Source organism: Xanthomarina arctica (assembly GCF_014638915.1).
Classification (GTDB): Bacteria; Bacteroidota; Bacteroidia; order Flavobacteriales; family Flavobacteriaceae; genus Xanthomarina; species Xanthomarina arctica.
The window spans coordinates 743,345-758,002 of record NZ_BMFQ01000003.1 but is presented as its reverse complement, the minus strand read 5'-3'; the positions used below and the strand labels follow the sequence as shown (position 1 = coordinate 758,002).

General features: G+C 34.7%; 9 protein-coding genes. 6 read left to right on the top strand and 3 right to left on the bottom strand.

The genetic code is table 11. The features are described 5' to 3' along the window. Window positions 1–531 precede the first annotated feature (531 nt). Complete coding sequence (locus IEV77_RS14560) at window positions 532–5,718, bottom strand: RemA C-terminal-like gliding motility protein (protein WP_188466078.1); 5,187 nt, start codon at window positions 5,716–5,718, stop codon at window positions 532–534. Between the two features lie 371 nt (window positions 5,719–6,089). On the opposite strand from IEV77_RS14560, the gene IEV77_RS14555 reads away from it, so the two are divergent. The 3 genes from IEV77_RS14555 to hemL are packed head-to-tail and all read left to right on the top strand — an operon-like array spanning window position 6,090 to window position 9,156. Beyond that, window positions 6,090–6,980 (top strand): 1-aminocyclopropane-1-carboxylate deaminase/D-cysteine desulfhydrase, encoded by an 891-nt coding sequence (locus tag IEV77_RS14555; protein WP_188466077.1) that lies wholly within the window; start codon window positions 6,090–6,092, stop codon window positions 6,978–6,980. Between the two features lie 50 nt (window positions 6,981–7,030). Beyond that, window positions 7,031–7,855 (top strand): glucosaminidase domain-containing protein, encoded by an 825-nt coding sequence (locus IEV77_RS14550; protein ID WP_188466075.1) that lies wholly within the window; start codon window positions 7,031–7,033, stop codon window positions 7,853–7,855. A gap of 14 nt (window positions 7,856–7,869) precedes the next feature. Then, window positions 7,870–9,156, top strand: a complete 1,287-nt coding sequence (hemL, locus tag IEV77_RS14545) for a glutamate-1-semialdehyde 2,1-aminomutase (protein ID WP_188466073.1) — start codon at window positions 7,870–7,872, stop codon at window positions 9,154–9,156. 57 nt (window positions 9,157–9,213) lie between these two features. On the opposite strand, the gene IEV77_RS14540 is transcribed toward hemL, so the two are convergent. Together IEV77_RS14540 and IEV77_RS14535 are read right to left on the bottom strand one after the other, a co-directional pair. Further along, a complete protein-coding gene (locus tag IEV77_RS14540) occupies window positions 9,214–9,672 on the bottom strand; it encodes a DUF4890 domain-containing protein (protein ID WP_188466071.1) in 459 nt (152 codons plus the stop codon). Window positions 9,673–9,742: 70 nt separating this feature from the next. Next, entirely contained in the window at window positions 9,743–10,984 is a 1,242-nt protein-coding gene (locus IEV77_RS14535) for a hypothetical protein (protein ID WP_229736678.1), read from the bottom strand. A gap of 184 nt (window positions 10,985–11,168) precedes the next feature. Between IEV77_RS14535 and IEV77_RS14530 the strand changes: the two genes are divergently transcribed. The 3 genes from IEV77_RS14530 to IEV77_RS14520 all read left to right on the top strand — a co-directional run bounded on the left by IEV77_RS14530 (window position 11,169) and on the right by IEV77_RS14520 (window position 14,593). Further along, on the top strand, window positions 11,169–11,768 hold the full coding sequence (locus IEV77_RS14530) for a SprT-like domain-containing protein (RefSeq protein WP_188466069.1): 600 nt from the start codon (window positions 11,169–11,171) through the stop codon (window positions 11,766–11,768). 163 nt (window positions 11,769–11,931) lie between these two features. Then, window positions 11,932–13,011: a mannose-1-phosphate guanylyltransferase gene (locus IEV77_RS14525; RefSeq protein WP_188466067.1), complete on the top strand. Its 1,080-nt coding sequence runs from the start codon at window positions 11,932–11,934 to the stop codon at window positions 13,009–13,011. A gap of 88 nt (window positions 13,012–13,099) precedes the next feature. Then, window positions 13,100–14,593, top strand: coding sequence for a DUF389 domain-containing protein (locus IEV77_RS14520; RefSeq protein WP_188466065.1), 1,494 nt, complete (start codon window positions 13,100–13,102; stop codon window positions 14,591–14,593). Window positions 14,594–14,658 lie beyond the last annotated feature (65 nt).

Here is a 14,658-nt window from a genome sequence, read left to right as displayed (position 1 = left end):
TTTGATAAATAGGTATTTTGTTGTGATACAAATCATTAAATAACAAGCAAATATAAATAAAAAACGCAGTTAAACTAATAAATCGTACGTTTTATCGACAAAAGCAGTATTTTGTCTGTAATTAATCCTGAAAACGAACAGCGATTCGATATTCTTTATTCTCTAGAGGTATTCGTTTGTGGCTTTATTTTATACGACTTCGAGATCTCTTCGTGAAAATTAAATTTTTAAAATATAGTATGAAGGGTTTCTCGAACAAGTCTCGAACAAGTCTCGAACAAAACCCCTTGAAAATTGGAATTTGTTGTCAAATTGTGTCAATATGTGCCAAATCATACCAAAACGCGCCAAATGCTACCATTTTAGGAATAAAGGGATTTGGAAGGATGTGGATTATAATGTTTGAATCTATTTTCTAAAAGGTAAATTAATGGGCTTTGCATTTAAAAAGGGTGCTAATTAAAAGACCCTTGAATTAAAAAGAATCAAGGGCTTTTTGGTTGGCTATTAATCGGGTAATAAAAAAGATAATTATTTTTTGAGGACTACTTTTTGTGTTTTTTGAAGTCCGTTTGCTAAAGTAACTTTTACAATAAAAGTTCCAGAAGCATTTTTTAGGTCATTAATAATAACTTCAGATTTTAGAATGTTTTTAGTGTCAAATATTACTTTTCCTAATAAATCGTATACCACTATGTCTTTAATAACATCTTTGGTTGACGTTATTTTAATGTAATCATTTTTGGGAGCAGTAATGCTTAGATCTTTAATAATATTAAATTCTTCGTTGCTTAAGACATCATTAGTATAGCGTAACACAAAACGATCGTTAAAAGTGCCTACTTCTGCATTAAAACTATAAGGGTTAACTCTTAAATCGTGAATGATTCCAGTAAAGGTGTCTTCTAAATAGATGTCTTGAGCACCTGTTTCAAATAAACCATCTAATGTGTTAATAGCTATGGTGTAGTTTCCAGGTTGGGGAATAAGTAACCCAAGAGAGACCAAATCCGTTTCTATAAATGGGAGGGCTTTTCCTTGAATAGCCATTTTTTCTTCACCTATTAAAGAATAAAAACTAACTGATGACCCAGCAAATTCATGGCCATCAAATAAACGATCCTTGTTATTTGTTGCGCCTTCTATATATCCAACAAGTATGGAAGTCGCAATTTCATTTGGAGTTATTAAATCTAACCAAATTCTATGGCGTTCTATTTCCGTGAAATTTTCGTTGGCTTCATTTAATTTATAAAACTGACCATTGTCTAACGTTTGATTACGCATGGTGTTATTAAAAACGATGTTTTCTGAAACAGCTGCAATAGGACTGTCTAACATGAGAACAAAAAAGGCCTGTCCAGCTGCAATATCTCCATTAAAACCTGGCGGATTTGATCCTGTGTAATTGTTGTCAATATAATCATCGCCATAATTATAAACAAAATCATAATAGAATGGGCTGTCAATGGCGCTTGGAGCTGCTTGATGGGTCCATAAATAAATTGCTCCATCTATATACGGGTTTGCAGCTATAAAGCTACTATAGGAAATAGCGGAAGGATATGGGTTTCCAATTAAATTCCAATTGTCATCCAATGCCGTAGCTTGGGTATTACCAGGTCCGTCATAATCTCCTGCAACATATGTTCCTCTTGTAATTGGAGTTTCAATAAGGCCATTTTGTGGTTTACCAGTAAAATGTGCCGTATTGGGTGGGACTGGATTAGTAGAAACAAGCCCTCTTACGATATAGCCTTTTCCTCTTGTCATAATTCCAGAGGCAGGAATCCAATCTCCATGAGTCACTCCATTTAAGGTGGGATTCCACTCGTAAATGAGTTCTCCTGTTGCTGAAGAAATATTTGTTACGTTAAAATCGTTATCTGTTGGAGAACTCCAATACACATAATCGTAACTATTGACGCCTGGCACCGTTCTTTGCATGTTCATAACTCCATTTCCAGTATTGTTATTGGTGTTAACAGCGCCATCTGTAACTTGAATTAAACTTCCTGTATCTTGGATATTTAAAGTTCCGTTTAAATCTATTTCATCTGTCACAACTAAATAGCTGCCTGCGAGAATTTCTAGGGTACTGCTTGAATTAATCGTTAGTTTTCTCGTGTAACCAGGTACCGGAGGAAATGGTATCGTGCTAGAATCTATAAAGTCTATTTCAGGAGAATTATTGCTTCCTGAGCTTACGTCTGGGATAACAACACAGTCATTATTATCTGGTTTGCCTACAGGATACCAGTTGTTGTCATTATACCAATTAGTATCTATGTTTCCCGTCCAGGTTTTTTCTGCAGTAATTATTGCCGTTCCTGTTAATCCTGCAATATTCGCGTTGCAATTCATGTCATTGACTGCAGTTAGAGTATAGGTCGTTGCTATAATTGGAGAGACAGTAAAGATGTGAGGAGAAGAAGTAATTCCTGAAATAGTTATAGGAGTTGTGCCATTAGTGTAAGTTACATTCCAAGGTTGCGTTCCGGTAAGTGCTATAGTTATTTCAACATTAGGATCAGCGCAAATAGAACCATCACCTGATATAGATGCCGTAGGTAAATCATTAATAATAACTTCTACAGGAGTTCTATAGGAAGGAACTGCGGAACAAGCGGCATAAAACGTATAGGTTCCAGGCGTACTTGTATCAGGTAGTAAAGTTGTGCCAATAGGATTAAAAGGAGTTCCAGTCCCTATTGACGTGCCTCCAGTGGCTATGTCATACCATTCTATTTCGCCAGAAGATTCACTGCTAAGTACTCCGGGGCCTGTAATATTCCATGAATAAGATTCTGTTTCTAAAACGCTTGAAAAGCTAAAAGCAGTTGTTATAAGAGTGTAGGTTATCCCTGCTGTTAAGTTAGCAGTTAAGATAGCCTCTACACCAACTCCACTGTCATCATCACCAGTTATCCATGTCCAATTTGTTCCTTCTCCTGCACAAGTTCCCGCATTGAATAGTCCATTTGGATCTATTATAATATAACCCATGATATCAAAATCTGGAGCATCTGAAGAGAAGGTATAGGTTCCACTTATCGAAACTTGAAAATTTATCGTTGTATAATTTGCTGTATTCCCATCATCATCAAAATCACAATTATCTGGATTGGTAATGAAAATTTCTGGTTGAATGGCTATACCGCCTGTAGCTCCGTCTAAATTTCCATCAATGGTATTATCAATAATTGTGTTGACAGTACAGGGTGCTGTAGCACTTATGGTTCCAGTATCACCAACGCATATCGTTAAACCAGTTGTAACTGGTAATTCAGGATCTGTGGTAAAACTTTCAGGTCCTATCCAAGTACCTTGACCATTTAGTCCCCCACATTCAGATCTAACCCATACATAATAAGCGGTGTTTGAAGTTAAAGGGCTTAAAGTAACTGAAGTTCCAGAAGTAGAACCGCCTGGAGCTATTGGAAGGGCGCTAAAATTAGGCGCTGTTGGATTTTCTGAAACATAGTAAGAGTATCCATTGGCTGGTGTTGGAGAAGCTGCTGTCCAGCTTAAAACGGATGAAGTTTCTGTTATAGCTAAAAAAACTATGTTTGAAGGGGCGTCTACGCAGGTTGGTGTTAAAATAGTTATAGTATAATCTTCTGCTTCACCATAGTCAAATTCTCCACATGCAGGGGCAGGATTACTAAGATATGCATTTCTAATACGCATTCTGTAATTTCCGGGAGTCTGACCTCCAGGAATTGTTACTGTTCCTAACGCAGCAGGAGTAGCAAGGTATCCAGTAGATATTACATTTTCAGCAGGATCATCAAAGTCTCCATCATCGTTCCAATCTACCCATACATTATAGCCATATGTGCTTGATGGATGAGTTGCAGTAAGTGTAAAGTTAGATCCAGGATATTGACTTACAAAGAGTGTTGAATAATCTGTATAACCAGAAAAACCTGTTCCTGTATTATTAATGTTTGCAACACCACCCGTTGTTGTAACGCCACTAATATAGTATGAAGTTGAATATGTGTTTGTTGGTGTACAATAAGAAATTACAGATGTAAACGTTCCTGTTGAAGAATTTCCGCTAGAAACAGAAGCTGTACAAGTGACAATCAAACGCCATGTTCTAACGATTCCTAGAGCTGGAGCTGTCAATCCAGTAAGCGCTACGTATGATGCCGTTGTTGTGCCTTGGTTTGTCCACGGAGCGCCACCAGTATCACTGTGTTGCCATTGATATGTTAGACCTGTACCTATAGTATAACCTGTGGCAGTTACACCATAGGTAGAACCTGGATTTCCAGATGTAGGGTTTACTGTTACAGTTCCGCCAGTTGGTGTACCAGAACAAACAGCTAAAGTTAGTACTGTAACTGTATAATCTTCTGCTTCACCATAATCAAAAGAACCACAGGCAGGAGCAGGATTGCTAAGAAATGCGTTTCTAATGCGCATTCTGTAATTGCCTGGAGTCTGACCTCCTGGAATTGTTACGTCACCCAACGTTGCAGGAGTAGCCAGGTATCCAGTTGATATAACATTCTCACCGACATCATTGAAATCACCATCATTGTTCCAATCTATCCATACATTATAACCATAAGTGCTAGAGGGGTGTGTTGCCGTTAAAGAGAAGTTCGATCCAGGATATTGACTTACAAAAAGTGCAGAATAGTCTGTGTAACCAGAAAATCCTGTTCCTGTATTGCTAATGTTTGTAACACCACCCGTTGTTGTAACACCACTAATATAGTATGAAGTTGAATAGGTGTTTGTTGGCGTACAATAAGTAATAGCAGATGTAAATGTTCCTAAGGAAGAACTTCCGCTAGAAACAGAAGCTGTACAAGTGACTCTCAAACGCCAAGTTCTAACGACTCCTAAAGCTGGAGCTGTTAGTCCTGTAAGTGCTGTGTAAGATGTATTTGCGGTTCCTTGATTTGTCCACGGAGTACCACCCGTATCACTGTGTTGCCATTGATATGTAAGACCTGTGCCTACTGTGTAGTCAGTTGCATTTACACCATAAGTAGAGCCTGGATTACCAGATATAGGAGCCACCGTTACGTTTCCACCATTTGGCGTACCTGAGCATGGTGTTGTAGAGGTAAATTCTAACTGGATTTGATTTCTATAAGAAGTTCTAACTCCTGCTAAGGTAATAGAAGTAGGATTAGGATTTGTACTATCACTTTGGTAGTATATCCCTGAATTAGTAGTCGGGGAAGGTGTGGATGGTGTAAAAATTCTAAAAGCATTTCCATTACCATTGTAGCCAGTTGCATTTTCGTCTACCGCTACTACTAAGTTATCAATATTGTTGTAATTAAAAGGAGTGTCTAAAGTTATTTCCATCCATCCTGCCAAAGGATTAGCAGGGACTGTTCCTGAAAATACTTGTGTCATTGCTCCAGATAAGATCCAATCAGTATTATTTGTAAAAGTTGTTTTATTGGTATGGCCTAAATGGATTGTCCAATCATTTGAGTTTCCTATAGGAAGGCCAGTGCTATAAAACCTAATCGTTGTAATGGATCCTGCATTGTTGATTTCGGTTTGGGGAATAATTTGTTCAGATAATGAATATCCAAAAAACGGTACTATAGGTAATTTATTACCAGTATTGGTTCCATTTCCTATTGTGACCGTCTGCCCAATCCCATTAAAAGAAATTAAAAAAAATAAAAAACTTAGGTAACAAAATGTGTAGAGAGAATTGTGAGAGTACTTTTTCATCATGCGCTATTAATCAGTTTTAAAACCTGTTTATGGTTATTTATTAGTAAAAGCATTGCTAATGCTTCTTTATATTTTGGGAGAATATTAAAAAATTATGATATTTTTAATTATTTTAATTTATTAGTTCGATTTATTTATAAAATTAACTATAAAGTTTGTGTTTTTGTTGCTATTATGATTAATTTATTAGCAATATGTTAACATAAATGTAATCGTTTTTTTAAGTTGTAAAATGATAGTTTCAAATTTTCGGTTAAAAGCATAAAAACAAGTTTAAAAGCGTACAATTTGGATAAAATGGCAAATTAATTAGGGAATGACTTACAGTTTCTTATTCATATCTTTGCAACTATAAAGTTATTCCCAATTAAATGTTTGAAATAAAAAATCTACTAAATATCGATCTTGATAACCAGGTTTTTATAAAGCCAGATTATTTAAATCATCCATGTATCTCAGGGAATAAATACCGAAAATTAAAGTATAACATTCTTGAAGCTAAACGGTTAAATAAAAAAGTATTGTTAACCTTTGGTGGTGCTTATTCTAATCATATTCAGGCTGTAGCAGCTACTGGAAAAGAATTTGGTTTTAAAACCATTGGCGTGATTAGAGGAGAAGAATTGGCTGATAAAATTCAAGAAAATCCAACCTTATCGTTTGCCAAACAACAAGGCATGGAATTTCAATTTGTTTCTAGAGAAGCTTATCGCGAAAAAACAACTGACTCGTTTATAAATAACTTAAAAAATCTGTTTGGCAATTTTTATCTCATCCCGGAAGGAGGGACAAATAATTTTGCTGTAAAAGGCTGTGAAGAAATACTAACAGAAACCGATAAAACCTTTGATTTTATATGTTGTCCAGTAGGAACTGGAGGCACTATTAGTGGCTTGATTAATTCCAGTTTTCCAGAACAGAAAATTCTTGGGTTTCCTGCGTTAAAAGGTGATTTTTTACAAGAAGAAATTAGTAAATTTGCAAATAATTCCAATTGGGAATTAATTCTAGAGTATCATTTTGGGGGTTATGCTAAAATAAATACCGAATTAATAAGTTTTATTAACATGTTTAATGAAAGGTATTCCATTCCATTGGATCCTATTTACACAGGAAAAATGATGTTTGGGATATTCGATTTAATAAAACAGGGTTATTTCCCCAAAGGGTCTAAAATTTTGGCTATTCATACAGGAGGGTTACAGGGAATTGAAGGAATGAATAAGACATTAATAAGGAAGAAATTACCAATAATTAATTAATAGATTGCCGCTTTCCTGTCTGCCGACAGGCTGGTGCGAAGAAAATAAATATGAGAAAATTTATATTGCTATTTGTTTTAGGGATGATTGTTTTTAGTTGTGGTTCTAGTAAGAAAACAAGTTCAAAACGCTCTAAAAGTAAAGCGAAAACGGAACGTGTTGTTAGAGATACGAGACCAACACCTACGCCTAAAAAAGAAGAAACTGTAGAGGTGATTGTGGTAGAAGAAACGGTTGTAAAAGTTCCAAATTCAATTGAAGAATACATTCTTCTTTTTGCTCCTATCGCACAAGAAGAAATGCGTTTATATCATATTCCTGCAAGCATCACTTTAGCGCAGGGTATTTTGGAGTCTGGTTCGGGAAAAGGTCGTTTGGCTGCCGAGGCAAATAATCATTTTGGAATTAAATGCCATGAGTGGACGGGTGCGAAAATTTATCATGACGACGATGCTTCCCAAGAATGTTTCAGAAAATATAATGATGCCAAATATTCATATAGAGATCATTCCTTGTTTTTAACCAATAGATCACGTTATCAAAATCTCTTTCAGTTGAATATTCATGATTATGAATCTTGGGCCAAAGGGTTACGCCAAGCAGGTTATGCAACCGATAAAAAATATCCAGAAAAATTAATAAGCTTGATAGAACGTTACCAACTTTATAAATACGATGATGTTGTTTCTGAAAATAAAACCACTAGAGCTACTAGTCCTGAAAAAACTGAAAATACACACCAAATTGCAAAAGGAGACACCTTGTATTCTTTGTCAAGAAAGTATCAAACAAGTGTTGAGGAGCTAAAAAAACTAAATAATTTAACGAGTAACGATTTAACTATAGGTAGAATTCTAGTAGTTAAATCTAATTAATAAGAACTTATTTCATGCAATATAAAAGAAGTCATGCGTTATTTGCAGAAGCAGAAAAAGTGATTCCTGGAGGTGTAAATTCACCAGTTAGAGCGTTTAACGCTGTTGGAGGAACTCCTGTTTTTATAAAAAAAGCCTTTGGAGCTTATTTGATAGATGAAGACGATAATCAATACATTGACTATATAAATTCTTGGGGTCCTATGATTTTAGGTCATGCGCACAAACCCGTAGTTGATGCCGTTATTGAAAAAACCAAATTAGGAACTTCTTTTGGAACACCTACAGAAATTGAAACAAAAATTGCGCAATTAGCTGTTTCTATGGTGCCAAATATAGAAAAGATTCGTTTTGTAAATTCAGGAACTGAAGCTTGCATGAGTGCTGTGCGCTTGGCAAGAGGTTATACAGGGAAAGATAAAATAATAAAGTTTGCAGGTTGTTATCATGGTCATAGCGATTCGTTTTTAATTCAAGCTGGAAGTGGAGCCATTACTTTTGGAAGTCCTAATAGTCCTGGTGTTACCAAAGGAACTGCTCAAGACACGTTATTGGCAAGATATAATGATATTGATAATGTGGAACAACTAATTGAAGCTAATAAAGGTGAAATTGCTTGTATTATTTTAGAACCGGTTGCTGGAAATATGGGGTGCATTCCTCCAAAAGAACAATTTTTACAAAAGCTTAGAAGCTTATGTGATGCTAACAACATCTTATTGATTTTCGATGAGGTTATGACAGGTTTTAGATTAGCAAAAGGTGGCGCACAAGAATTATATGATGTTGTTGCAGATCTTGTTTGCTTTGGAAAAGTTATTGGCGGAGGCTTACCTGTAGGCGCTTTTGCAGGACGTTCAGAAATTATGGATTGTTTAGCACCAATTGGTCCTGTGTATCAGGCAGGGACTTTAAGCGGGAACCCTTTAGCTATGGCGGCAGGATTGGCCATGCTAACAGAATTAAATTCAGATAAAAACATTTATGATCGCCTTGCTGAAAAGACAGCGTATTTACATAAAGGTTGTGAAGCCATTTTAAATAAACATAAAATTCCGCATACTATTAATAGAATTGGTTCTATGATCTCCATTCACTTTTCAGATACAGATGTGGTTGATTTTGAAACTGCAGTCGAAGGAAATAATGATCGCTTTAAAGGATTTTTTCACGGGCTATTAAAAGGGGGAGTTTATATTGCGCCAAGTGCTTTTGAAACTTGGTTTATAACAGATGCTTTAAGCTATGAGGATTTAGATAAAACTATTGCTGCTTGCGACACTGTTTGCAGTACGCTATAAAAAAAAAGCTACCCTAACTAAAATAGGGTAGCTTTTTCTTATTGATTAAAACAGAACTTATTGTTTTTGCGCGCCCAAACTTGCTTTTTTCTTGTGTTGCATGTTTTTTTGATGCTTCTCTTTCTTTTCCTCATTCATTTTCTCCCATTTGGTATATTGTTCTGGAGTAAGAATGCTTTTCATTTCTTTCTTCATCTTTATTTGATGATCTAATCTGTCATTTTTCATCTGAAGTTTATCTTCCTTACTAAGCTCATTTTTAGAAGCGACTTCTTTATTTTCTGAGCCTCTTTTTTCTTGCATTACCTGTCTTTCTTTTGCATTTTCAAGCTGAATTTGTTCCACTTGTTTTTGCTGGGTGTCGCTTAAATCTAAATCTAAAGTAAGTTGTTTTGTTTGTATCTGTGCCATTTCTTCTGGCGTGTAGTCTTGCATTTTTTGTTTACTCTGCATCTTTTCTTGTGCATTTGTAAAACTTACCATAAATACTAGAGCGATAAATGCTAATTTTTTCATTTTATATTATTTTAGGATTATGTTATTAAGACTCTTTAAAGATAAAAAGGTTTAATGATAACCAATTAATCTATAAGGTATTTAAATACTCTCTAATTAAATCATAGCCTTCCGGATGCATCATCGTTGTTCCAATTAGTGGCATGCTTATCCCATCATAATACATAGACATTCTAAAATCTATGTTGGGTTTGTCTTCCAGAATATAAGTATCTGCAAAAGGTGTGTCGTAATCAAACCTTAAGTAAGACTGATCTCCACAACTGCCACCAGCACTATGGCAATGGGCGCAATTCATATCAAAGTAAGCTCTTGCTCGTTCTTCTAAAGTGTAATTTACAGCATCTTCCCAATTAGGTAAAATCGAAACTTGGGATGCGTCTGTTAAATTACTGATGTAATTGTTTGCAATCCACTCTTCTAATTGGTTATTTCCGTTTATTGCTCTTAGTTTTGGACCAATAGGTAAAATAACATTGCTAGAACTATGGCATTCTATGCAATCTTGGGCAGAAGGAATCACATAATCTACATTAACCGTCGCTCCATTATTGTTTGCATAACTTATAGGAACAGTACTTGTAGTGTTGTCTAAAACAGCGTCTGTTTGATTGGCATTCCACTTGTAGTTGCCTAACTCCCAAACTCCATTTTTCTTAATGATGATACGTGTTTCAATTAATTGTCGACCTTCAGACTCATCTCTCTCATTATTAAAGTAATAAAAAGTTTTTGCAATAACGGTGTTGTTTGGAAAAACAGGGAAACCATCATCCACATATTCCATTGTTGTTCCTTCTGGGAGGGCTAAAACACGTTGTTTGTGTGAATAATCTGTAAAAAGTGTGGTATTTAAGTCGTAAATAAAAGCACGATCACTGGGTGTTAAATCGTTTAAATTTTCTGTGAATAAGTTGAGGTCAGACAAATTAGGTAAAAACTCGGGAACCACAAGTGGAGCAGCAGTTGTAAAGCTTATTGGTCCTGTGTATAGACTCATGTTAGATGCAGAACAGTTGGCTTTTACATAAACATCGTAAATTGAATTACCTGACAAATTAGATAATGATGCCGAATTACTGTTAATATCTATCGATGTTCCTGATCCTATTGAAAATCCAGACAGACCATATTCTAAAGTGTAAGAGGTGTTGCCATCATTGTCCCATATTATGGAGGCGCTATCAAAAGTTATATTGTTGACAGTTATATTTTGTGGTTGATCGCATTGTGCTACAATCACTTCATCATCATTATCAGAACATGATGTGAATGTAAAGATTAGAGCGACTAAATAGATTATTTTTTTCATTTTATGAATTGATTTTTGCTGAGTGAAAATAATAAAAAAGTTTTATAGGAAGATGAAAATAGCGATAAAAATCTGATATATAAATAACAAGCATCTATATTCGGATTTCTTTTCATCTAAAATTTATGTCTAAAACCCTGAAATAGCCAATGGTTTTATATAAATAAAATACTATTTTTGTGCTATGCAAAACACCATAAAACCGTTTGTAAACGAAAATGTTTTAAGTCAAGTTCTTGAACTTTTAAATCATGATCATTTATCGGTTAAGGTGAAAAAAGAGCGAAAAACCAGACATGGGGATTATAGGTCTTTACCTAATGGAAAACATCAAATTACGGTTAATTCTAATTTAAATTCTTATCGATTTTTAATAACCTTAATACATGAAGTAGCCCATTTTGAAGCTTATAATAAATTTGGTAGATTTATAAAACCACACGGAAAGGAATGGAAATATACTTTTCAGCGCTTGATGTTGCCATTTTTAAATCCCGAAGTTTTTCCAAAAGAATTATTACCTCTTCTTGCGCAACATTTTAAAAACCCAAAAGCCAGTAGCGATTCGGATGCTAAATTAGCATTAGCTCTAAAGCAATTTGACGAGCCAAATGATAAAACCTATGTTTTTGAGGTGCCAATAGGTGTAAACTTTAAGTTATATAATGGAAAAATATTTAAAAAAGGAGAAACCAGAACAAAACGGATTGAATGTGTTGAAATAGGAACTGGAAAGTTGTATCTTTTCAATCCGAATGCGGAAGTAGAGTTGTTGGATGAGTGATTTTATTCCATAATGAATGGGGAGCTTTTAACGGGTTTGATGAAATAGATTGTTACGTTTATACTTCGGCTTCGACTATGCTCCGTGTGACATCTCGCAACGATAAATAGAAATTTTAATAAAATAGATTTCCTTCATCAAAGGAATGAAAAAAACAGTTTCAATGAATAAAAATTATTACGCCATATTAATGGCTGGAGGCGTAGGCTCCAGATTTTGGCCAGTAAGTACACAAGATTTTCCTAAGCAGTTTCACGACATGCTTGGAACTGGAGATACATTAATTCAAAAAACATTTCAAAGACTTTCTAATATAATTCCGAAGGAGAATATTTTCATTTTAACCAATGAACGTTATAACGATTTGGTTTTTCAACAACTTCCCGAAGTTACCAAACGCCAAGTGGTATTAGAACCAGCCATGAGAAACACAGCACCGTGCATTTTATATGCGTCTTTAAAAATTCAAAAAGAAAACCCAGATGCTGTTATGATTGTTGCTCCAAGCGATCATTGGATTGAAGACGAACAGGCTTTTACAGATAATGTGCAACAAGCTTTTGATTATTGTTCAAAAAACGATGCTTTAATGACTCTGGGAATTAAACCTACTTTTCCAAATACGGGTTATGGGTATATTGAATATAATACCAGTTTTGAAAAAGACATCAAACAGGTCAATCAGTTTAGAGAGAAGCCAGATTATGCAACGGCCAAACAATTCATGGAACAAGGTAATTTTTTATGGAATGCAGGTATTTTTATGTGGCATGTAAAACATGTTGTAGCCGCTTTTAAAACGAATCAACAGGAATTGTTTCAACTTTTTGAAAAGGGAATTCCCGTTTATAATACCGAAGGTGAGAGCGATTTTATAAATGAAAATTATGGTTTGGCCGAAAATATTTCAGTTGATTATGCCATTATGGAAGCTTCTAAAAATGTCTATGTTATTCCTGCCACTTTCGATTGGAATGATCTGGGGACTTGGGGAAGTTTATACGACAAACTGGATAAAGATTCAAACCAAAATGCCGTAGTAAATGCAAAGACCATATTGGAAAATGCTTCTGGTAATATGATAAGCACTAAAAAAGATAAAGTGGTAGTTGTAGATGGGCTAAAAGACTATATTATTGTCGACAAAGACGACGTGTTACTTATTTATCCTAAGTCCAAAGAACAAGACATTAAAGCGGTGCTGAACAAAGTAAAAGATACTTTTGGAAATCACTTGGGATAAGCATTAAAAATTTTACTAAGAAATAATTCAAAAAAAATAACCAACGATATTTATTTATATCTTGGACGCAAGTTTTAAATACCAAAAAATGGAAGAGAATAAGTTCAATTTTTCTGAAGAAGAAACAGCTAAAAATGAAGCCGCTGAGAATGCGAAAAAAGATGAAGCAGTGAAAGCTTCAAAAGAAGCTGTAAAGAAAGATGCGAAAGGTTTATTTCATAATATTAAGAATTTTTTAAATGAACTTCTAGATTTTAGAGAAGATACAGATAGAGACGAAACCATTGAAGCTATAAAAAGAGACATCTCTTTTAAAGGCGCGACAGCTTGGATTTTAGTTTGTTCTATCTTTGTGGCTTCCATTGGGTTAAATGCAAATTCTACGGCTGTTGTTATTGGAGCCATGTTAATTTCTCCCTTAATGGGCCCTATTTTAGGAGTTGGTATGTCGGTGGCAGTTAACGATATTGACACCATGAAAAAATCGTTAATAAACCTTGCAATCATGATTGTGTTGAGTTTATTAACAGCCTTTTTGTTTTTCTGGTTATTTCCACTTAGCGAAGATACTTCCGAACTTTTAGGAAGAGTAAAGCCAGATATTCGAGATGTATTGATTGCCTTTTTTGGTGGTTCTGCCTTGATTATTGCTAAAACAAAAAAAGGAACCATAGCATCTGCTATTTTTGGTGTGGCAATTGCTACAGCTTTAATGCCTCCTTTATGTACTGCAGGTTATGGTTTGGCAAAAGGGAATTGGCCTTACTTTTTTGGAGCCATGTACTTATTTGTAATCAATACTATTTTTATTGCCTTGGCAACCTTTATCATTTTAAAGGCCTTGCGTTTTCCTATGCTTAAATATGCGAACTCTCAAAAGAGAAAGCGTATAGCAAGAATTGCATCTGTTTTGGCAATTATTGTGATGATTCCAGCAGTATGGACTTTTGTTGAAGTGTTGCGAGAGAGTAATTTTTATGCTGATGCTAGAAATTATGTTGAAAAGGAAGTAAGTGGTTTGCCAGATTATGAATACATTAAAAAGAACATTATCTATAAGTATGATAAGAATGAGCCAAATATTGTTTTTAATACGTATGGTTTAACTGAAATGCCCCAGTCCACTATTGATCTTTTAAAACATAGAAAAGATGCTTATCCGGCTTTAGCAAATACCAAAATATTATTTAATCAAAGTAAGATTGAAAAATATGATAACATGAAATATATGGAGCAGTTAAGAACTCGTGACTCCCTAGATTTAATGTCTCAGACTGAAAAGATTGAATTTTTGGAAAAACGTGTGAAATCCTTATCAGCTTTGGAAAAAAACACGATTCCGTTTAGTCAAGTGGCTCAAGAAGTGAAAATTAATTATGAAAATGTATCAGATTTTAGTTATGCAAATCTTATAAAAACAAACTTCAAAACAACAGATACCATTCCTGAATTTTTAGTGACTTGGGACAAAGAAAAATTGAAAGCTGATGACATTGTCAAGGAACAAGACAAACTAGAACGCTGGCTAAAAGTAAAGCTAAAATTAGATACGTTGGTGGTAAGACGAGTTAAAATTAGATAACTTCAAATTTTACACGTTAAGAAGGTTATAAGTAACTTTGATGATTTATTTCATTGGAAGACTTT